Below are 21,201 nucleotides of genomic sequence, written 5' to 3'. Positions count from 1 at the left end.
TCAACAGCCAGTACGCAAATTATTTTATTTCGCCAGTCAATTCATTGGACATTCCACCGTGATCATTTATGACCTTATAGGTCAGTACCGAGGTATGTGTGGGTGAGGGAAATGTTTCATGCCCCATAGGAGGAACCATGACGTTCTTTGAGACTACTTTTCCGTTTACTGTTATCTTCACCATTGTTATGTAATACGGTGTCGGATTACTGACTGTAATCTCTGAACCATTGCGACTAAAATTCAGCTCAGAAGGCGCTTTTTCAACGGGCGGCAGTAGTCCATCCGGGCGCACAAACAATTTTATTCGTATTGCTGTGGCCAGCATCAGTACATTCCGTTCTTTCACTTCATCTTTATTAACGGCTGGTATGGCTTTTACTGTCAGGCGATAAAGCGACTCTCTGTCAGTGGGCAACGTTCCTCCCAGAAACATCAGTCTCAGGGCATTTTCATCCCCTGGGTTGCTGACAAAAAGTGGAGGCGTCAGGATGAAGTCACGGTTTTTCCCACCGGAAGCATCTTCCACCCATGACTGAATCATATATCGTTCCAGCTCTGAGGTGTTGCGAACCGTAATATTGGACTGTTTCTGATTCAGAGGGTAAATAATTCGGGTCTGATTCAACACTATCCCACCAGCGTATGATAATGCTGGCATAATCATACCTGCGAACAACAGGATAGCCGTTATAAATACATTCGGTACCAACAGGAACATAATCATACTCCTTCACCTCCCTCTCTCCTCCTCTCCCAGGAGAGGGGGAAGTGAAATTTTTTTATTCGTAATTCAGAGTAAAGTTTGCAACCGCATTTGCTTCACCGGCCTGGGTTATTGCCAACGTTGAAATATAACGGGCGGAGAATGGCAGGACATTGTTACCCTCATCAAGAGGTTTTGCGCTGGATGCCTGGGAACCATTCAGTTTCAGTGGAGTGCCGTTCTCGAGGATCTGAATCCCCACACCTGTAGTGGCAAAACCAGATGTGTTCAGAGTCTCATCTTCGCCATCAGCCAGAACATCGCCGGAGAATGTTACGCTAGCCGACCCCGCGCTTTCCCCACAATTTTCCAGATCGATGGTGAAATCTTTAGGTGCAGTGGTACTGCCTGCCCCAGCAATAAATGCCGTCGTGGCTACGTCTCCAAGTTCGACAGCCTTACTACGGGAGCCGGAAGACAGTTCACAGGTTGCTTCAACGATATTGCCGGTGAACACAACCGAGCTGGTTTCCCCTTCAACGGCATGTGCAGAAGAAACCATAAATATCGCCGGGATAAAAATCGCAAATGTATTTATTTTCAAACGGTATTTCCTTTGTCCTTAGTGAATAGTAAATGTAATGTTATGCAGGCAATCATTCACCAACCGAGTAGCCCTTTCGATACATCGGTAAAAATAAAAAATTAACATTGCTAAGAGCTCTCAACATAAAAGGTGTTTATCGCAATATTAATAATGAGATACAGCCATCGCTCTGAATGCCCACTAATAAAAATTAGCCGCAATTACCCTTAGTGGTTACCTCAATAGTGGCAATCGGTTTGGGGCGGAGAACATCGTTCAAATCAGATCCATTCCCTTTGTTTTTACTTTCTTTCCATCGACATTAAATAAAACGGTATTTTGGTCTGTATACTTAAATGAGAATCACTTCTCACTAGATTTGCCTGCTGAAACAAGATTTAACAGTTTGAAATATTCATATTGCAGCAATACATCGATCATTTACCCCATTTTCCTGTCATGCCCAGGATTTTATTTCTCACGAAAAGCCCTTAACTGCTATTTTAGGGTGCTGGTTCGACCAGAATAGCCCACCATAGCTAAATAGTACTTTCATCTGACATTACAGGTAAAAATCACTTTTTATAGTTAAAATCAGCGAAAGCATCAGTAGGCACACCCAAAAGTCACATCATATATAGTGTTATATTTTTTATAAAAACTGTAGAAAGTGATAAAACCGGTTAGCTGTAGCTAGCTCAGGAAGGCTCGAACAGTATGATCAAATTCATCTACTCATCTTTTGACAGCGCATCCATTGCAGATGTGGCTGCACCAAGGCCCGGCAGAGCCCCAGGTCCGCTACCGATCAGTCGATTACGGCAGTATGTCTGGTAGCCAATGACCACCTGAGTCATCACGATATAAATCCATCTCCCGTCTCGTTTAGGCTATTATCGTTAGTATATATTGTATTCAGAATGACAACTTTCAGGATGAATATGAGTAAGTTACGCACTGCAATTATCGTGGATGATCATCCCCTCGCGCGTCTGGCTATCCGTGGAGTGCTGGAGAAACAGCGCATTACTGTAATCAACGAATATGAAGACGGGGCGACTGCGCTGGAAGCGTTAACAAAAACGGCTGCGGATATTGTTGTCGTGGATGTCGAGATCCCCGGAGTGAATGGCGTCGAACTGGTAGAAAAGCTCAGAGCACGGCAGTTCACCGGAGTGCTGATCGTCGTGTCCGCGAAAAACGATCATTACTACAGCAAACGTTGCGCTCAGGTGGGCGCTAACGCTTTCATCAGTAAAAAACAGGATATGGAAAACATTCTGGCCGCCATTAATGCAGCGCAAAATGGTTATAGCTATTTTCCTTTTTTCCTTGAAGCCCCCTCAGTTGCGTTAACCGATGCACAACGCCTGGAATCCCTCTCGGCACAGGAGATGAAGGTGATGGGCTATATGCTTAATGGTCTTGATAATTCACAAATTGGCGATGCAATGCATATCAGCAGCAAAACGGTCAGCACCTATAAAACACGGTTAATGGAAAAGTTAGGCTGCAAATCATTAATTGAGCTGCTCTCATTTGCCCACCAAAATAAGCTGACCTGATGATGAATAAATGGCCCATATTCGTGCTCATGGTTTTATCGATTACCGGGCGTGGCGTTCATGCCCAGGATGAGCTACCCGTTGAGCTGGAGTTGTCGGGCTACAATTACATTACGCCGGTTCCTGTTTATCTGAGTGAGGATGACAAGCGCTGGCTGAAGCAGAAAAAAACGCTTAAGGTTGCGGTTTATCAACCAGAGCAATCGCCTCTCGTGCAGACCACGCTTACAGGACGTTACCGTGGGATGAATGCCGATTATCTTGCGCTGATTCAGCATTCGCTCAACACCCACATCAGCGTGACAGCCTGGAAAAATCAGGAATCGGCAATTCATGCGCTGAAAGCGGGCGAAGTCGATATGGTATTGACCGGTCTGGAGAGTCGCCCTTTCGCCGAAGAAGGCATTCTGTCCTCACAGCCGCTGGTACATTCCTGGCCAAATTTAGTGACGTCGTTAGCCAATGTCATGGTTCCCTTGCAGAGTGCGCAAAGCACCCGGGTCGCTACTGTGAATCACTATCCTGATGAGGGGTTTATTCAGCAGTCATTTCCTAACGCAGAGATCATTAATTACCCCACCTATCAGGAAGCGCTCAGCTCCGTCGCGCATGGGCAAAACGCCTGGTTTGTTGGCGACTCACTGACAACCAGCACCTGGCTATCGCAGGAATTTAGCCTCGCGTTGACGACGGTGAAATACTGGCCTGAACCACAGAAAAAAAGCGCCTTTTTATTTTTGCCAACGCAGGAACGTCTGCTGACAATTGTGAATAACACGCTCAGCGCCATCGATGAAAATGTGCATGGGCAAATAGCCCAGTCAATGATCGATAAAGGCAATCTGTCCTTTCTGTTAGAGCCGCTTAACCTGACCAACCGAGAGAAACAGTGGCTGAAAAGTCATAACACACTGCGTGTCATCATTAACCCGTGGTTTGCGCCTTACACTATGGTCGACAGTAACCAGGAAACGCGGGGCGTGGTGGGGGATATCCTGAATCTGATCGGTCTGCAAACCGGTATGCAGTTTGAAACCATTGTCGTCAAATCGAACGAAGAAATGGTTTCTGAAATGAAGAAAAACAACTGGCATATTGTGCAGGCCGCAACCTACGACTTGAGCCGTGAAAACGCGCTCTCCTTTACCCATCCCTTTATTACCACCCAATTCGTCACCGTTGTCAGAAAAGAGAATACGCAGGAAACCACGCTACGGGCAGGGATGAATGTGGCGATCGGCGCCGACCACGCGTTACTGGCAAAGCTTAAAGCCCAACACCCCGGCATCCAATGGAAAGAGGTGGAAAACTCCAGCGTAGCCTTGAATCTCGTGGCGACGGGAAAGGTGGACGCAGCCATTTCAAATCAGCTGACGGCCCGCTATATGAGCGAGCATTATTATCCCGATCAGCTCGCCTGGCTCCCGATTGCCGGTGAAGCGCCAGCGGCAATCAGTTTTGCCGTTCCCCGTTCCGAACCGGAACTTCGGCAGATCCTGGACAAAGCCCTGGATGATATTCCGCAAAAAGAGATTTTCCAGATCGTCAGTAAATGGATACGCCTGCCGGACGTCAAAATTGATACCTGGGAGTTGTATAACAGACCGTTTTATCTGGTGGCGATACTGGCGACGTTGCTGGTGGTGAGCAGCTTGCTGTGGGCCGTTTACCTGTCGCGGAAAGTCCGCCAAAGGAAGCGTTCTCAACGCTTACTGGAAGCGGAACGAAACAAGGCACAGCAAGCCAATGAAGAGAAGCGGGAGTTTCTTTCCCATATGAGCCACGAGATCCGAACGCCGGTCAGTGCAATTATGGGATTTCTGGAACTCTTGCAGCTCTCCCCCGCTCGCTTCAGCCCTGAGGATAAAGCATCGGTGGATCAGGCCGCCCAGGCCTCGCGATCATTGTTAAAACTGATTGGCGAGATCCTCGATCTGGAAAAGATTGAATCAGGACTCTTAGACACCGTTCCGCAGTGGGTAAATGTTGATGCTCTGATAAAAGAAAAAATGACGCTGTTTAGCGCACTGGCGGCCCAAAAAGGGATCGACCTGCGTTATGACTCGCAGCTGGATCCGCAAGAGGCGATGCATCTGGACCCCCAGTTACTGGGGCAGGTACTCACCAACCTCATTGGCAACGCGGTTAAATTTACGCAGCAAGGGTATGTCAGGATTTCGGCGACAAAGTCCAACGCGATGCTGGCGCTCTCGGTGAGCGACTCCGGTCCGGGTATTAGCACTGAAGAACAGAACCGTTTATTCACCGCCTTTAGTCAGGGGAAAGCGGGTAAGCATCATCGCGGTTCGGGCCTGGGGTTAGCGATCAGCCGGGCATTGATGACGCAAATGGGGGGAACCATCGCGCTGCAAAGCGAAATAAACCGTGGAACCACCCTGACGCTGAACCTGCCCGTGCAAACCTCGCGTGATATCACGCCGATATCTATTGACGCGCCCCCACCCCCTCCCGTTATTCAGGGGACGCTGCGGGTATTAATCGTTGACGATCATCCCTCCAGTCGACTGCTCCTGAAACGCCAGCTTGCAACGTCAGGTATTGTTGCGGATGAAGCCGAAAACGGCGAAGGAGCCTTACGACACCTTCAGCAACAACATTATGATTTGCTTATTACCGACCTCAATATGCCCGCAATGGACGGCATTGAACTTACCCGTCAGGTACGGAAATTTAATCGCGACCTCACCATCTGGGGGTTGACCGCCTCAGCGCAAGAACATGAACGCGAACGCTGTCTTGCGGCAGGCATGAATGCCTGTATTTTCAAGCCGATTACGTTATCGCAAATCTCGCACTTCCTTTCAGGGATGTGTGAGACAGCCAATACGATGTTTGATATCGAAATGCTGGGTATGCTGGCGCAAGGCAACCGGGCGCTCATGCTTACAGCGTTAAAAGATGCACAGCAGGAGAACCGCCGTGATTTAGTCGCCGCCCGACAAGCGGCGCATACTGAAGATTATCTGACCGTGAAGCGCCATATTCATCGCATTAACGGGACTGCCCAACTGCTGGGCGTTAAGGCATTGATGAAGGTAGCGCAGTCGCTGGAAGATAAACTACCTGACGCCATTTCCGCCGCAGACCTTGCCACAGACCTTGATCGCATCGACGCCTTACTTGATGAATTAGATCAGGCTATCGCAACATTCATTCCATAACCTTCCTACACGCGTAGGCGGCGCCTGACAGAAAAATAAGGTGCCGCTGATGTTGTCCCGTTGTTAACCAGGTAAAATTAGCCTTGTTCTGACGGAATATATTTCGTTAATTAAACCTGGGATATTTCCTAAGAAAAATCCATTTTTACCGTCATTTCAAGTTTCAACTATCAAATGACATCAAACCATTAAACCACACCTATCAATAGTGATAGTGTTAAATTTCATCTTTATGGCACATAAATAGTTTTTTATTTCAATAAAGACGGCAATCACTGGATCGTTGTTCTTTTGAAAGGGAACAAATAGAAGAAACGATCGTTTTTATGATTATATTCGAAATCCATTATTTTTGTGGTGTCATCTGATTTTATTTTCTGTAAATTTCACAAAGAAACATGAGGTGAATTTCTGGCGTTAAATAACCAAAGAGGGCATGCCAAAAAGGGAAGTTTTATGGATTTGTCAAACTCCGTTTTTTCTGATGATTATTTTTTTATCGTCGGTATCAGTACGCTGTTAACATCGGAGTTGATTGATGAAAATTACTACATAGTAGATGTTGAGACAACAAACCTCCTGCAGGTTAAAGAGCATTTTTTTGCAGACAGGAAGATTATTGCGTTTATAAGCAATGATCTTGACTACTATGCATTAAAACATCTACGGAGTATTACGTTTGTTGATAAGCGAAGCCGACTTAATGAAATTCTGTCCTGCCTGTTTGTCAATGATTCCCGATATATTTATCGGGTGAAGTACACGCTTTCAATGCGAGAAAGCGAAGTGCTCTCATGTATGCAAAAAGGGCTTGATGCGAATGAGATTGGTAAACAATTAGGTATGACGGTTAAGACATTTTATGCCCACCGGCGCAGTTTGGTTTTTAAACTTCAGGTCGGCAATCGTATATCTTTGTACCGAACTATCGCACGAGTAGAAAGTTATAAGCAGGACACCTGCGAACACAGCATTTCGTTAATCAGACAATGTCATTCGTCAGATAAGTATTTCACTGGAGGGAATTAGCACATTATTAATTAACATTTAAAGCATCAGTATATTATTTCTTAAATATTAACTTAACTAACTGGATCTTATATGAAAAAGATTGCACTGATTTCCGCGATTTTATCGCTCTCTGTATTTCAGGCAGCAAATGCTGCTGACGGCGTAATTAGTTTTACTGGCAGCATCACCGGTACGGCCTGTGTTGTGGATACCTCTGCGATTGCGCAGCCTGTCAACCTGGGGACTGTCGCGACAACCGCATTCTCAGGCGGTAGCGGAGCAACGGCGGCGGCGAAGCGTTTTAATATTGTGCTGAAATCCTGCCCGGCCAGCATTTCCAACGCCAGTATTCGTTTTGATGGCATCACCGACACGATTAACCCTTCTATTTTAGCACTGAGCAATGGGCAGACAGCATCGAATGTTGGTGTCGCGATTTATGAGCAGGACAACTCAACGTTGATCCCCGTGGGTTCCGCATCCTCCAGCGTAGCGCTGGAAGAAGATGTTGATAACACACTGACTTACTTTGCCAAATATATGGCAACCGGCGCTGTTGGCGCGGGTACGGCAAACTCTTCAACCGCGTTTACCGTTATTTACCAGTAAAAGCAGGGCCCTTCGCGGCCCTGAGTAATTCACTCAGGATCTCTTCATGTTTCAGAAAGTCTATAAAAAGATTGCCGCTGGTCTTTTGTTTATCTCCGCAACGGCAATAAGCGGTGTGGAAATAGGCGGCACCCGGCTTATTTATAACGGCAGTGGCAATCAGGCGGCAATCAGCGTTAACAATCCAGATAACAAGCCGTATTTAATTCAGTCATGGGTAAGCAAAAGTGAAAATGGCGACGACAGTGACAATGCATTCATCACCACACCGCCTTTGTTCAAATTAAATTCGCAGGCGCAGAATTCAGTACGCGTTATGTTATCAGGCGACACACTCCCTACGGACAGAGAAAGTGTTTACTGGTTGAATATTAAAGCAATCCCTTCGTCATCACCGGATGCTAAAAATGAATTATTGATTGCGGTCAAAAGTAAAATGAAGCTGTTTTATCGTCCGGCAGGATTAAAAGGCGACCCTTCGCTTGCGTATCAGCAGCTAACGTTTTCAAGCGTGGGTGGAAAGTTAAGTGTGCATAACCCCTCGCCGTATAGCGTGTCGCTATACGACATCAAGGTGAATGGGAAACAACTAGCAAAACCTCCAATGGTTTTACCATTTCAAACGGTATCGCTACCTCAGTCGGCGGTAACGGGTGGTGAAGTATCGTGGCGTGCGATTAATGACTTCGGAGGCATTACGACTGAACATAAATTTAAAATGTAGGTTACAAAGCCATGTTTCATGTCAATGCAGTTTCGGGTTTTGCTAAATTAACTCGGTTATCCACACTTATTTATCTGTGTACGCATACTCCTGCTGTACTGGCTGGCGATTATTTCTCTCCAGATTTTATTGAAACCCGTGGAAATATCCCGCGTGATATTGATATTTCTCGTTTTAATGAAGCTGACGGGCAGGTGCCTGGCGTCTATCACGTTGATGTCTATGTAAATGGAAATTATCTGGCATCACAGGATATTTCATTTATTGACAGTAAGAGTGGGTTAATACCGGTGTTGACTCGTGCAGATCTGGTGCAATGGGGCGTTAAGCGCAATGCACAACCTGAATGGATGCACATGGCAGATACCGCGAACGTTGAACACCTCAGCAAACTGCTTCCCGGCAGCCAGCTTATTTTCCAGTTTGACGGGATGCGCCTGGATCTCTCCGTACCGCAGGCGTATCTACAGCGCGATCCCCGGGGGTCGGTATCGCCTGAGCGGTGGGATGATGGACTGAATATGCTGTTCCTGAACTACAACTTCTCAGGCGCTAACACGCATGGCAGCGGCAAGTCGAGTAACGACAGCTATTTGAACCTGCGTAGCGGTATTAACGTTGGGCCCTGGCGATTGCGTCATTACGCCACTTATAACAACAACGATGGCGCTGGTCACTGGAACACCCTTGGCACATCGCTGGAGCGTGACATTAAGGCTCTGAAAAGTCAGTTCAGCATAGGCGATGGTTATACGCAGGCCGGTGTGTTCGACAGCGTGAATTTTCGCGGCGCGCAGCTTTATTCAGATGACAGCATGATGCCGGAAAGCGTCCGTGGTTTTGCTCCCGTGGTACGCGGTATTGCACAAACCAACGCGCAGGTCACCATTCGTCAGGGTGGCAACGTTATCTGGCAATCTTATGTGCCGCCAGGCCCGTTCGCGATTGACGATCTGTACCCGACCACCGCCAGCGGCGATCTGGAAGTGGCGGTACGTGAGGCGGATGGATCGGTGCATCAGTTTATTCAGCCATTTTCCGCGGTGCCGGTGATGCAACGCGAAGGTCAGTTCAAATATGCGCTGGCAGCAGGGAAATATCGCGCGGCAAACAGCAAAGATAAAGAGCCGGAATTTCTACAGGGCACGCTGAGCTACGGTTTACCCTGGGATAGCACGATATATGGCGGCACGCTGGCATCCGCAGATTACTGGGCCGGAGCACTGGGGATCGGAAAAGGGTTCGGTGAATTCGGCTCGCTCTCTTTTGACGCCACTTTCGCCCGTACGCAACTGCCCGGCAAGACAGAAGAAGGCGTGTCGTTACGCGCGCAATACGCCAAAGACTTTGCTTCGACAGGCACCTCATTCAGTTTGATGGGCTATCGCTATTCCTCATCAGGTTTTCGTGATTTCCAGGAAGCGAACGGGGACGTGAATACCTTTCGAATGGGGAGCGACACAATACGTGAAGGCAACAGCTGGCGCTATGAACGGAACAAACGCAGCAAGGCACAGGTGACGCTGAACCAGCGACTTGGCGACTGGGGAAATATAAACCTCTCCGCCTGGCAACAGGATTACTGGGGCGGCGACACCGAGCGCAGCGTTAACGTGGGTTACAACACCAGCATAAACAATATCAACTACGGCCTGAACTACAGCTATTCACGCGGCCCCTGGCACAATGAAAACGATCATATCGTCTCTCTGACGATGCAGATTCCGCTCTCACGTTTCCTGCCAGACAGTTGGATGACGGTATCCGGGAACAGCAACAAAAAAGGCGACACGACTTCGCAGGTGGGGTTATCCGGTTCAGCGCTGGAAGATAAAAACCTGAGCTGGAACGTGCAGCAGGGCTACAACAGCAAAGGCTCGGATGCGATGGGAAGCGCTTCCGTCAATTACAAGGGACGTCATGGCGAGTATCAGCTTGGTTACAACTACTCTCGCGATAACCGCCAGATGTCGGTTGGGGCGATGGGCGGCATTGTGGTTCACCCTTACGGCGTCTCGGCCACGCAGCCTCTTGGCGAAACTATGGCACTGGTGAAAGCGGACAACGCGGCGGATGTAAAAGTGGCGAATAACAGCGGGATTTACACCGACAGCAGAGGTTTTGCCGTGGTGCCGTATGTCACGCCGTATCGGCAGAACAGTCTGTCATTGGATACCGCATCGCTGAACCCGCATACCGATGTGCTGAATGACACCTACACCGTTGTACCGACCAAAGGCGCGCTGGCGCTGGCTGATTATCCTACCGTCACCGGTTATAAGGTCATGCTTCAGTTCACCGGGAAAGAGATTCCGTTTGGCGCGACGACCCGTATTAAAAATCACGACAACATTCCAGAAGGAATGGTTGACGATCGCAAACGCGTCTGGCTCAACGGCGTACCGGAAAACGGAACCGTGATCGTTAACTGGGCCGAGGGAAGTTGTCAGGCAACGTATCAGATAACGCAGATCGCTGACAAACCGCAAACAGTCATCGCGCAATGCCACTGATCTGGAGAGAAAGAAAAATGTATCGAATTTTAATCAGCTTAATTTTTACCTCGCTAGGATTATTTTCACACACCGCCCTGGCGTGGAACTGCACTACGGTTACGTCAACAACAACGATCTCGCCGCAGAATATAACTATCTCGCGGGATCTCCCTGTAGGCTCGATAATAGGAACACAGGTTATTACACCGACAATTAATGCCTTTAACTGTTGGGACTCCGCTGAGGGCGTTATATCCAGGCAGATTTTTGGTATCAGAGCCATTGGCACATTCGATTCGTCACTCAACGGGCGTCAGATATATAAAACGAACATTAGCGGCGTGGGGTATTCCCTGTCCGCCGCAACGACAAAATGTGCCGCAGGCATCGTGACCGTTACGGGAAGCAATACCATACGGGGAGACATAAATACCGCTAAGCTCTGTGAAAATATGGCGGGGATGGTAAACAGCAATTTGGATGGCGTGGTTATCGTGACGTTTTATAAGACGGCAGCCGAAACCGGGTCTGGAACCATAACGGCAAGAACCGTGGGATCGCTGGTTATGTTAAATAACGCGCTGCTGTGGCATTCACCCGAATCTTCCGTCAATATCAACGCGTTCACGGTTACCACGCCAGCCTGTAATCTACAAACGACGTTTATCCCCGTGAATATGCAGGACGTGGATAAACAAGCCTTTAATGGCAAAGGCACCACGCCGGGAGACGCGCACACGCAGTCTTTCGATCTGCCGATGGTTTGTAATGCCGGAACAAAGGTCAGCGTTAAGATGGAAGGCGATATTTTTGATGCGAGCAAAGGCGTGCTGAAAACCATTGGCGGAAATAATGCCGCCACGGGCGTGGGAATCCAATTACTTTATAACAATCAGCCGATGGCGCTGGGTTCTGATGTCGCCGTTGGCACTTCATCCTCCGGCGGCGGATTCACGGTGCCGCTGAAAGCGCGTTATTACCAGACCGGAGACACCATCACGACCGGTGCAGCAAATGGCGTTTTGTCATTTACCATGACATACCAATAAGACAGTGAGGGGGCGGCAAGACCGAAGCTGAACCACGTCCCCTCGTCATTTATTTTACCGGTTTTCCGTGGCGGTCGCCGGATTACGCAATTGCCCTATCAGCCGCTGCATGTTGTCCTCACAGGAAATCCCGTCAGGCCGGTTTGCAATACTGGCGATCAGACTCAGCAACTCGCTCTTGCTCTCTTCAAGTTGCTTCTGCATGAGTTCGATCTCCGCGATACGCTTCTCCAGGGATTGTATCAGCCCCTCATGATCCCACTTTTTCTGCTCCTGCGGTAAAAAGCAGCGGATCTGCTCAAGTGAAAAACCGGCACGCTGAGCGTTATCAATAATCTTCAGCAGATTCGCCACCTCCGCCGAATAATTACGATACCCGTTGCTCTGACGCTGAGGAGGACTGATCAGCCTTTCTGCTTCGTAAAACCGAATACGGGAGGGCGTAAGCCCCGTTACTTTTGCCAGTTCACCAATCTTCATACCGTTTACAGACCTCTCTTGACCTTAAAGTTAACTTTAAACTTATACTCTCTAAACGGTCAACAGAAGATCGTTGCCGGACGCGCGCGCAGGCCCTGACGTTTCTCCTTTTTCCGGGAGCCAACGTCCTGGCGCTACGCGCAAGACAAGTCTCTCCCTTTAACAACTTACTGAACCGGAGAAACGATATGGGTTACGTAACAACCAGCGATGGCGTTGATATTTTCTATAAGGACTGGGGACCGAAAGAGGGAAAAGTGATCTTCTTCCACCACGGCTGGCCGCTCTCCAGCGACGACTGGGATGCTCAGATGCTGTTTTTCGTGGACAAGGGGTTCAGGGTCGTCGCGCACGACAGGCGTGGTCATGGACGTTCCAGCCAGGTGTGGGACGGTCATGACATGGATCATTATGCCGATGACGTTGCCGCAGTCGTTAAGCATTTAGGCGTCCAGGGCGCAATGCACGTCGGGCATTCAACCGGCGGTGGCGAGGTCGTGCGCTATATCGTGCGTCACGGCGAAGATAACGTCTCCAGGGCCGTGCTGATCAGCGCAGTTCCGCCATTGATGGTAAAAACCGACAGCAATCCGCAGGGTACGCCCCGGTCGGTGTTTGACGACTTCCAGGCACAGCTGGCCGCCAGTCGAGCGCAGTTCTATTACGATATCCCTGCGGGTCCTTTCTATGGCTACAACCGTCCGGGTTCCAGTCCGTCTGAGGCGGTCATCTGGAACTGGTGGCGTCAGGGAATGATGGGGGGAGCCAAAGCGCACTACGACGGTATCGTCGCGTTCTCGCAGACGGATTTCACGGAAGATCTCAAGCGCATCACTATCCCGGTTCTGGTTATCCACGGCGATGACGATCAGGTCGTTCCCTACCATGATTCCGGCGTACTTTCAGCCGGGCTGCTCAAAAACGGTACGCTGAATACGTACAAGGGAGCCCCGCACGGCATCCCCACCACGCATGCAGATCGGGTCAACGCCGACCTGCTGGCCTTTGTGAATAGCTGATGTACCAACCACGACGGATGAGCTGGCAAGTCAATTAGCAAAAAAAGGAGTCGCGGGCGGCTGCATTCCAGTTTAAAACATACGAACCTATGTTGAGGAGTCTGACCATGCTGGATCACCGCCCGAACTCACAGGATGATCGCCTGCGGCAGGACACCGCATCGTTGCGTCACGAAATTACCGCAAAAGTCAGAACATATACCGAACATCAGGAGCGGGTCGTCTGCCCGTTCCCCGGTCTGAGCGTAGCTGAACTCCACGGCCCAATGCCGCCGCTTTCTTATATTTACCAGCCCAGCGTGTCGCTGATCCTCCAGGGAGAAAAGCGCGTCACGTTAGGCGATACGGCCTATGTGTACAACGAATCCCGTTTTCTTCTGACGGCGGTCAATCTGCCAACCGTCGCCGAAGTGATGCAGGCCAGCACCGAGCGTCCTTTTATATCGCTGTTGCTGGAACTGGATTTATCTGTTGTGCGCGAAGTATTGGTTGATATGGAACAGCACGGCAATGACGTGGGATTCGCAGGCGAAGGACTTTCGCTCAGCCATGCCGACCGCTTTTTGTTTGACGCCATACTGCGCTACATCACGCTCGCAGAACACCCGCAGGATAAAGGGTATATCGGCAACCTGATTCATCGGGAAATTCTGTATCGCATTTTAACCAGCCCGGCAGGTATGACGCTGCGGGAAACCGTACTGACGGGATCGAGCAGCCAGAGGATATCTTCCGCAATCAACTGGTTACGCACGCACTATTCCCAACCGTTAAAAATGGAGGATCTGGCCGGGATTGCAGGAATGGGCGTTTCGACGCTGCATCACCACTTTCGTCGCATGACCAACATGAGCCCGTTGCAGTATCAGAAGCAATTACGGCTCCATGAAGCCAGACGCCTGTTGTTGTCAGATAATGTGGATGCCTCGACAGCGGCCATCAGAGTGGGTTATGAAAGCGTCAGTCAGTTTCACAGGGAGTACAAACGCCTGTTCGGCATCACGCCAATCGGCGATAAAGTGCAGTCGCTGAAAGGCGCAGAACGCGTCCGGGAAGCGGGAACGCTGACCGGGATACCGCGCTGATACACGCATATCGGACCGCAAAACAGCCGATCCGATATGCGTTGCTTACCGTCAGTTCGACAGTGAAGCCATATCAATCACAAAGCGGTATTTCACATCACCCCGCTCCATACGCTCAAAAGCCTGGTTAATCTGCTGGATATCGATGATCTCACACTCCGGGTACACACCTTTGCGGGCGCAGAAATCCAGCATCTCCTGCGTTTGTGCAATCCCGCCAGACGGTGAACCCGTGATGCGACGACGCCCCAGAATCAGCGGCAAGGTACTGAACCCTTCCATATTCCCCAGATTACCGACAATAACCAGCGCCCCTTCCACATCAAGTAGCTGAACGTAGGGTGAAACATCATGGCGCGTCGGGATGGTGTCAATAATCACATCAAAAGAGGACGCCGCGTTATTCATCGCCTCTGCGGAAGTCGAGAGCAGAACGTGTTCGGCGCCCAGCTCATGCGCCTCTTTCGCTTTTGACTCACTGCGGGTGATAACCGTCACCTCTGCGCCCAAAGCGGCCGCCAGACGAACCGCAAGGTGCCCCAGGCCACCGATGCCAATCACCCCTACGCGCGAGCCGGGGCCAACGTTCCAGGTCCGCAGCGGCGAGTAAACGGTGATGCCCGCGCAGAGCAACGGCGCCGCTCTGGCCGGATCAAGGCCTTCCGGCAGATTCAGGACAAACTCCTCGCGAACCACGATATGTTTCGAGTAACCGCCGTAAGTGACGTCTCCTGAGATGCGGTCACGCCCGTTATAGGTCACCGTCGGAAACTCACGGCACATTTGCTCTTCGTGCCTGCGGCACTGATCGCACTCCTGACAGCTATCGACAAGGGTTCCGACCGCCACCTGTTGCCCGACCTGATAACGCGTCACTTTACTGCCGACATCAATCACCCGGCCAATAATTTCGTGTCCGGGAATACAGGGGTAAATCGTCGCGCCCCACTCTTTCCAGTCGTCACGGGTTTGATGCAGATCGCTGTGACAGACGCCTGACCACAGGATCTCGATCGCCACATCATTGGCACGCAATGCGCGTCGTTCAAACGTAAAAGGGGCCAGTGGCGTAGTCGCGTTTAATGCAGCATAACCGATGGTTTTCATAGCAGCTCCAGTTGTTTGTTTTCCACCTGAAACTGTAGCGGCTTGATGAATGGCAGAGTGAGCCTAATCCTGCCGGATGATTGCCTGATACTCCCGACAGAACGTCTGTCACGAATCTCCGGGCATTGAATGGCCAGGGCGGACGCTGGCGCATCACGCCCAAGGCTCTTTTTCAGAAGAGGCTATTCCCCTTTTTCCACAATTAACGGCTCGATATCGCTTTCTTTTTTGATAACCAGCGAATCATCGCCACGCAGACACGTACCGCCATAGTTGCCGCCAACGGTGAAAGTGCAGACCTGAATATACTTCCCGGCCACGTTTGGCAGACACCACAACTGCTGATAAATGTTTTTCTGCGCGGCAAATTTCCCACTGGTTTTATCGAGTAACTCTTCCTGATGGCTCACCAGATCGATATTGCTGCCGCAGCGCCCGGCGATCGGTTTCACCGCATAACCGGTGCGCGCCAGTTCGTCATTAACCGTGAAATCGGTATCCAGCAAATAGCGGTGATGCGGGAAGAGCGACCACAGGATAGGCAAAATAGCCTTATTGCCGGGGATCACCGTCCACAGCGGTTCAAACACCAGCACTTCCGGTCGCAATAGCACATCAATCAACCGCACTTCATTTTCAGGATGGCCGGTACGAATCGGCACGGCGGCGTATTCCGTCTCGCTGACTTCACGCACCTGTTCAATTGCGGTTTCCCACGCCCAGGTTTTCCAGACGCAGTTCACCAGGCGGCCATCGCCGTCAATCAGCTGACCGGCATCGTCCCAACGCAGCGCATCCAGTCCCCGGAGAATTTTGCTTTCAAACCCGGCCTGGCGCAGCGCCTGCTGCATAAACTGGGCGTGATAGTTCTCCTCAATGTCCTTATCCTGCATGATGTGGACGAAAGGACGCGCGAGGCTGTGTTTCCATGCACCCGCCAGTTCGTTGATCAACCCTTCCGCCGGATTATGCCCCTTCCCGGTGTAGCCCTTTTCGGCCCAGCGTTCGAGGATCAGCCCCGCTTCGGTATGGCATGATGCGGAATCGGCGTTGTACTCGTACACCTTCAGGCCGCGTTCATCCATACAGAAATCCATACGACCGGTGATCATATGGTGGCGACGACGCTGCCAGGAGAGGCGCAAACGCGGCCAGAGGATTTTCGGAATGTCGAACAGCGCCAGCAGGTTATCGTCTTTCAGCACCTTGTCGGTGGCATGCAGGTACATCAGATGCAGCTCGTTGGTGGCTTTAATCAGCTCCTGCTCGGCGCTTTCCGTAATGGTGAAATACTGATGCGGGTCCTGATTAATCACATGCCCGTTCGCCAGCACATAGGCTTTTTGCAGCGGGTCCCGCTCATCCAGCCATTTGCCGTCAAACTGCCCTTTCTCTTCCAGCCGCGCGCCGCGAATCTTCAGTGAATCGTTGGCGATGTCTGGTTGAGGCAGGCTGTACTGCGTGTCCTCGGTCTGAATCATCCAGCCGAGGATCGTGGTGTCGTCAAAGGTATCGCGCAGGGTATAGCAGCCGTTTTCCACCACCATATCCAGCTCGCGGGTCCACTGTTGCCCTGGAGGCAGCGGCGTGTGGATCACATTCTGTTCGGCGATACGGATCTTGTTGTCCAGCAACTGGGTAATGATCGCCACATGGCCGGTATCTTTAAACTCGCCGCCGTTTTGCCAGATAAGCAGCGCGCCAGCGACCGGCGCACGGGGCGAACCATTGGGAAACGCCTGTAACGGCAGGATGTTGTCGTTCACCACTTCGCGCAGGAAACGCAGCGAGAAGATCTCCCACGCCATGCCGACATCCGTGAACACAACCCCATAATTGAGAAAGAGAAAGCGGCGGGCGAACTCAACGCACTGCCATTTATGGCCCATATACTCGTTGCCGATGTAGCTGCGAAACGCGGCATCATCGCTGTATTCCCGTGGGTCGAGGGAGCTGTAATCTGAAGAGTAGATTGCTACGCCACCGGGGGCGTAGCCCAATAATGTCCCGAATGGGGCATCCTGACGGGTCGTTCCTTTGCTCATGCACCTTACCTCAAAACAATACAGCCTGAGCAGTATGGCGTGAATTTTTCGCTCTGCTTGCCTGCTCAATAACACTAACCGGACAGAGGTCGATTCATCATACACCTCTACCCGGCCAGACGGCGCACAGAGACAAAAAATTCATAGCGGGAACGATGTTATGTTTTATTGATAACCACCGGCACGCTCTTATAGGCTGGCGTCAGGCTTTCGCTATCGACCGCATCCAGAGACAACAGCACATTCGCTTCCGGTAGATAGGCGCCAATCGATCCTGCCGCCATGTTGTAGATCACGACCGTCAGCCCGCACATCGCGCGATCCTCACAGGGGCGGCCATGATCGTCCAGCGCCTGAATGGTCACCACATCGCCCTGCGCCAGCCCGCGCGCCCTGGCTTCCGCCGCATTTAAAAACACGACGTCACGGCGGCCGGTAATGCCGCGATAACGGTCATTCAGACCATAAATGGTGGTGTTGTACTGATCGTGGCTGCGCAGCGTTGCCAGCACCAGCGCATCAGCGGGTTGCTGCTGACGCTCAACGGCGCGCTGCTGGCTAACGACAAAGTTGGCTTTGCCATTCCCGGTATGCCACTCACGGCGCGAGGCAGGCGTGTCCATGCGAAATCCGCCCGGCGCGGCAATGCGGGCATTGTAGTCATGAAACGCCGGAATAACGGCTTCAATGGCGTCGCGGATCAGAGCATAGTTTCCCACCATCTCTTCCCAGTTCACCGGCGAGCGCGTAAGCGTGGCGCGTGCCATTCCCGCCACAATCGCAGGTTCCGATTTCAGCCACGGCGAAGCCGGTTTCAGAGAGCCGCAGGAGGCGTGCACCATCGACATCGAATCCTCGACGGTGACGGACTGAATCCCCGTCGCCTGAAGGTCGCGCTCCGTTCTGCCCAACGCGGGCAGCAGATAGTTATGCTTCGCCAGCAGCAGGTGCGAGCGGTTCAGTTTGGTTGCCACATGCACCTGCATATCCAGCTTTTGCATTGCCGCAAACGTCCGCTGCGGCTGCGGCATCGCCACGGCCAGATTGCCGCCCATGCAGATTAACGCCTTAGCCTCGCCCCGCTCTATCGCCCGAATGCTCTCCACGCTGGCGCGGCCATGTTGACGAGGAACGGTAATGGCAAAACGCGCTTCAAGGCGTTGCAGGAAGGCGTCTGACGCCGCTTCGTTAATCCCTACCGAACGGTCGCCCTGCACATTGGAATGCCCACGCAACGGGCAGATACCCGCGCCCGGCTTTCCGATATTGCCTTTCAGCAACAGCAGGTTAACCAGTTGCTGCACATTCCCGGTGCCATTTTTATGCTGGGTGATCCCCAGGCCGTAGCAAATGATGGTGGCGCGCGATTTATTGTAGCTGTGCGCTAAATCTTCCATCTGGCTGCGCGTCAGACCTGAATCCGCTTCCAGTTCCGCCCAGTTGCACTGGCGCAGGTCATCATACAGCGCCTGATAACCGGCGGTATGCGTAGCAATAAACTCATGATCGAGGCAAGGCTGCTGGTTTAGCAGCACCCGCGCCTCATCCATTTCAATCAGCGCCTTCATCATGCCTTTGAGCAGCGACGCATCGCCGCCCATTTTCACCTGGTAGTAGCTGCTGCTGAGTTCGGTCGCCTGGCCGGTGAGCATCTCTTTAGGGCTTTGCGGGAAGCTAAAGCGTTCAAGTCCTCGTTCCGCCAGCGGATTGATGGCGATAATTTTGGCGCCGCGCTTTGCCACATCGCGCAGCGTGGTCAGCATACGAGGATGGTTGGTTCCCGGATTATGCCCGATGCAAATCACCAGATCGCAGTGGTCAAAATCCGCCAGTTCAACGGTGCCTTTCCCCAGACCAATAGCGCGCGTCAGCCCTGCGCTGGTCGGGCCGTGGCACATATTGGAACAGTCCGGGAAGTTGTTGCTGCCGTATTCGCGGGCAAACAGCTGATACAGGAACGCCGCTTCATTCGAGGTTCTGCCGGAGGTATAAAACTCTACCTGTTCCGGGGAATCGTAGCTGCGCAGGCGTTCGCCGATTTCCTGAAACGCGATGTCCCATTCCACGGCTTGCCAGGTATCGGTTACGGCATCATATTTCATCGGGTGCGTCAGGCGGCCAATATTTTCCAGCTCGTAATCACTGTACTGCCATAAGGTGGACACCGGATGACGACGGAAAAACGCTGGTGAGGCTTTCTTGCTGGTGGTTTCCCAGGAGACCGCTTTGACGCCATTCTCACAAAGTTCCATCGGCGCCCGATGGCCAGGGTCAGGCCATGCGCAGCCAGGGCAGTCAAAGCCTTTGACCTGATTCATTTTGAACATCGCGATAATATCGCGCGTGACGGCCTTTTGGGAAAACACCGACGCAGAGACTGCCTTCACGGCTCCCCAGCCGCCCGCCGGGCCCTGATAACCGCTTACTCCTGGAACACCATTTTTCATTGTTACTGCTTATTCACTGCCAATTTTTAATGGCGAGTACGGTAACAATTTCCGTCTGATATTGATTTCCTCTTGATGGAGTACAGGCGGGCTACAATTAACGAGTTATATTGTGTTCCCCTTCCAGCGAAAAAACCGGCGCTTAATGTCCCAATCTGTTAAACCGCATGGCCTCCGACTGCTACACTGCTTCAACACACCAACCCAGAAGGCAGGTCAACATGTCAGAGAATACTTATCAACCCGCAAAAGTATGGACGTGGGATAAATCCGCAGGCGGCGGCGCATTCGCCAATATCAACCGTCCCGTTTCTGGCCCGACTCACGACAAGACGTTGCCCGTCGGCAAGCATCCGCTACAGCTCTACTCCCTGGGAACGCCAAACGGCCAGAAAGTGACCATCATGCTGGAGGAGTTGCTGGCGCAGGGCGTGACGGGCGCAGAGTATGACGCCTGGCTGATTCGCATTGGCGACGGCGATCAGTTCTCCAGCGGTTTTGTCGATGTGAACCCAAACTCAAAAATCCCGGCGCTGCGCGACCACTCGCAGAACCCGCCGCTGCGTGTCTTTGAGTCCGGCGCAATCCTGCTCTACCTGGCGGAAAAATTTGGTTATTTCCTGCCGCAGGATCTCGCTAAACGTACCGAAACCCTGAACTGGTTATTCTGGCTCCAGGGGGCGGCGCCGTTCCTCGGCGGCGGCTTTGGTCACTTCTACAACTACGCGCCGGTGAAAATAGAGTACGCGATCAACCGTTTTACGATGGAAGCCAAGCGTCTGCTGGACGTGCTGGATAAGCAGCTGGCGCGTCATCCGTATGTGGCGGGCGATGAGTACACCATTGCCGATATGGCTGTCTGGCCGTGGTTTGGCAATGTCGTGCTCGGCAACGTGTATGACGCCGCAGAATTTCTGGATGCGGGAAGCTATAAGCACGTACAGCGCTGGGCGAAAGAGATTGCGGAACGTCCGGCGGTCAAACGCGGGCGCATTGTGAACCGCACCAACGGGCCGCTCAACGAGCAGCTTCATGAGCGTCACGACGCCAGCGACTTCGACACACAAACCGAAGATAAGCGTCAGAGCTAA

The 21,201-nt window shown here is 51.6% G+C and carries 16 protein-coding genes; 10 read left to right on the top strand and 6 right to left on the bottom strand.

Features of this window, described 5'->3' with window-relative positions; all coding sequences use genetic code 11:
- Positions 1–19: 19 nt before the first annotated feature.
- Positions 20–721: a fimbria/pilus periplasmic chaperone gene (locus tag OGX84_RS21130; protein ID WP_161800003.1), complete on the bottom strand. Its 702-nt coding sequence runs from the start codon at positions 719–721 to the stop codon at positions 20–22.
- 61 nt (positions 722–782) lie between these two features.
- Entirely contained in the window at positions 783–1,310 is a 528-nt protein-coding gene (locus OGX84_RS21125; protein WP_012135104.1) for a fimbrial protein, read from the bottom strand.
- A gap of 923 nt (positions 1,311–2,233) precedes the next feature.
- Here OGX84_RS21125 and evgA point away from each other — a divergent pair.
- From evgA to OGX84_RS21090, 7 genes are all read left to right on the top strand, one after another.
- Complete coding sequence (gene evgA / locus OGX84_RS21120; RefSeq protein WP_410736646.1) at positions 2,234–2,857, top strand: acid-sensing system DNA-binding response regulator EvgA; 624 nt, start codon at positions 2,234–2,236, stop codon at positions 2,855–2,857.
- Positions 2,857–6,039, top strand: a complete 3,183-nt coding sequence (locus OGX84_RS21115) for a response regulator (protein WP_286458352.1) — start codon at positions 2,857–2,859, stop codon at positions 6,037–6,039. The genes evgA and OGX84_RS21115 overlap by 1 nt, the downstream gene beginning before the upstream one ends.
- A gap of 456 nt (positions 6,040–6,495) precedes the next feature.
- Entirely contained in the window at positions 6,496–7,068 is a 573-nt protein-coding gene (locus OGX84_RS21110) for a helix-turn-helix transcriptional regulator (RefSeq protein WP_012135108.1), read from the top strand.
- A 72-nt stretch (positions 7,069–7,140) separates the two neighbouring features.
- Positions 7,141–7,659 carry a fimbrial protein gene (locus OGX84_RS21105; protein WP_012135109.1) on the top strand — a complete coding sequence of 173 codons (519 nt, stop codon included), beginning with the start codon at positions 7,141–7,143 and terminating at the stop codon, positions 7,657–7,659.
- A 46-nt stretch (positions 7,660–7,705) separates the two neighbouring features.
- The gene (locus OGX84_RS21100) at positions 7,706–8,383 is read left to right on the top strand and encodes a fimbrial biogenesis chaperone (protein WP_049011855.1); all 678 of its coding nucleotides are present in this window, start codon (positions 7,706–7,708) and stop codon (positions 8,381–8,383) included.
- 11 nt (positions 8,384–8,394) lie between these two features.
- Positions 8,395–10,896, top strand: coding sequence for a fimbria/pilus outer membrane usher protein (locus tag OGX84_RS21095; RefSeq protein ID WP_286458351.1), 2,502 nt, complete (start codon positions 8,395–8,397; stop codon positions 10,894–10,896).
- Positions 10,887–11,927, top strand: a complete 1,041-nt coding sequence (locus OGX84_RS21090) for a fimbrial protein (protein WP_012135112.1) — start codon at positions 10,887–10,889, stop codon at positions 11,925–11,927. The genes OGX84_RS21095 and OGX84_RS21090 overlap by 10 nt, the downstream gene beginning before the upstream one ends.
- Before the next feature lie 54 nt (positions 11,928–11,981).
- Here the strand turns inward: OGX84_RS21090 and OGX84_RS21085 are convergent, their stop codons facing one another.
- Positions 11,982–12,407: a MerR family transcriptional regulator gene (locus OGX84_RS21085; RefSeq protein WP_112001555.1), complete on the bottom strand. Its 426-nt coding sequence runs from the start codon at positions 12,405–12,407 to the stop codon at positions 11,982–11,984.
- Positions 12,408–12,595: 188 nt separating this feature from the next.
- Between OGX84_RS21085 and OGX84_RS21080 the strand changes: the two genes are divergently transcribed.
- Both OGX84_RS21080 and OGX84_RS21075 read left to right on the top strand, forming a co-directional pair.
- Positions 12,596–13,426 (top strand): alpha/beta fold hydrolase, encoded by an 831-nt coding sequence (locus OGX84_RS21080; RefSeq protein WP_012135114.1) that lies wholly within the window; start codon positions 12,596–12,598, stop codon positions 13,424–13,426.
- A gap of 107 nt (positions 13,427–13,533) precedes the next feature.
- Positions 13,534–14,511 (top strand): AraC family transcriptional regulator, encoded by a 978-nt coding sequence (locus OGX84_RS21075; RefSeq protein WP_286458350.1) that lies wholly within the window; start codon positions 13,534–13,536, stop codon positions 14,509–14,511.
- Positions 14,512–14,562: 51 nt separating this feature from the next.
- On the opposite strand, the gene OGX84_RS21070 is transcribed toward OGX84_RS21075, so the two are convergent.
- From OGX84_RS21070 to OGX84_RS21060, 3 genes are all read right to left on the bottom strand, one after another.
- On the bottom strand, positions 14,563–15,618 hold the full coding sequence (locus OGX84_RS21070) for an NAD(P)-dependent alcohol dehydrogenase (protein ID WP_012135116.1): 1,056 nt from the start codon (positions 15,616–15,618) through the stop codon (positions 14,563–14,565).
- A 182-nt stretch (positions 15,619–15,800) separates the two neighbouring features.
- Positions 15,801–17,663, bottom strand: a complete 1,863-nt coding sequence (gss, locus tag OGX84_RS21065) for a bifunctional glutathionylspermidine amidase/synthase (RefSeq protein WP_012135118.1) — start codon at positions 17,661–17,663, stop codon at positions 15,801–15,803.
- A gap of 158 nt (positions 17,664–17,821) precedes the next feature.
- Positions 17,822–20,110 carry an FdhF/YdeP family oxidoreductase gene (locus OGX84_RS21060; protein WP_112001554.1) on the bottom strand — a complete coding sequence of 763 codons (2,289 nt, stop codon included), beginning with the start codon at positions 20,108–20,110 and terminating at the stop codon, positions 17,822–17,824.
- Positions 20,111–20,331: 221 nt separating this feature from the next.
- Here OGX84_RS21060 and yghU point away from each other — a divergent pair, with 221 nt between their 5' ends.
- Positions 20,332–21,201, top strand: coding sequence for a glutathione-dependent disulfide-bond oxidoreductase (gene yghU / locus OGX84_RS21055; protein ID WP_049011849.1), 870 nt, complete (start codon positions 20,332–20,334; stop codon positions 21,199–21,201).

Source organism: Citrobacter sp. CK202, from assembly GCF_030333225.1.
GTDB classification, from domain to species: Bacteria; Pseudomonadota; Gammaproteobacteria; order Enterobacterales; family Enterobacteriaceae; genus Citrobacter_B; species Citrobacter_B koseri.
The sequence above is the reverse complement of the archived record's forward strand: the minus strand, read 5'-3'. Positions and strand labels throughout refer to the sequence as shown.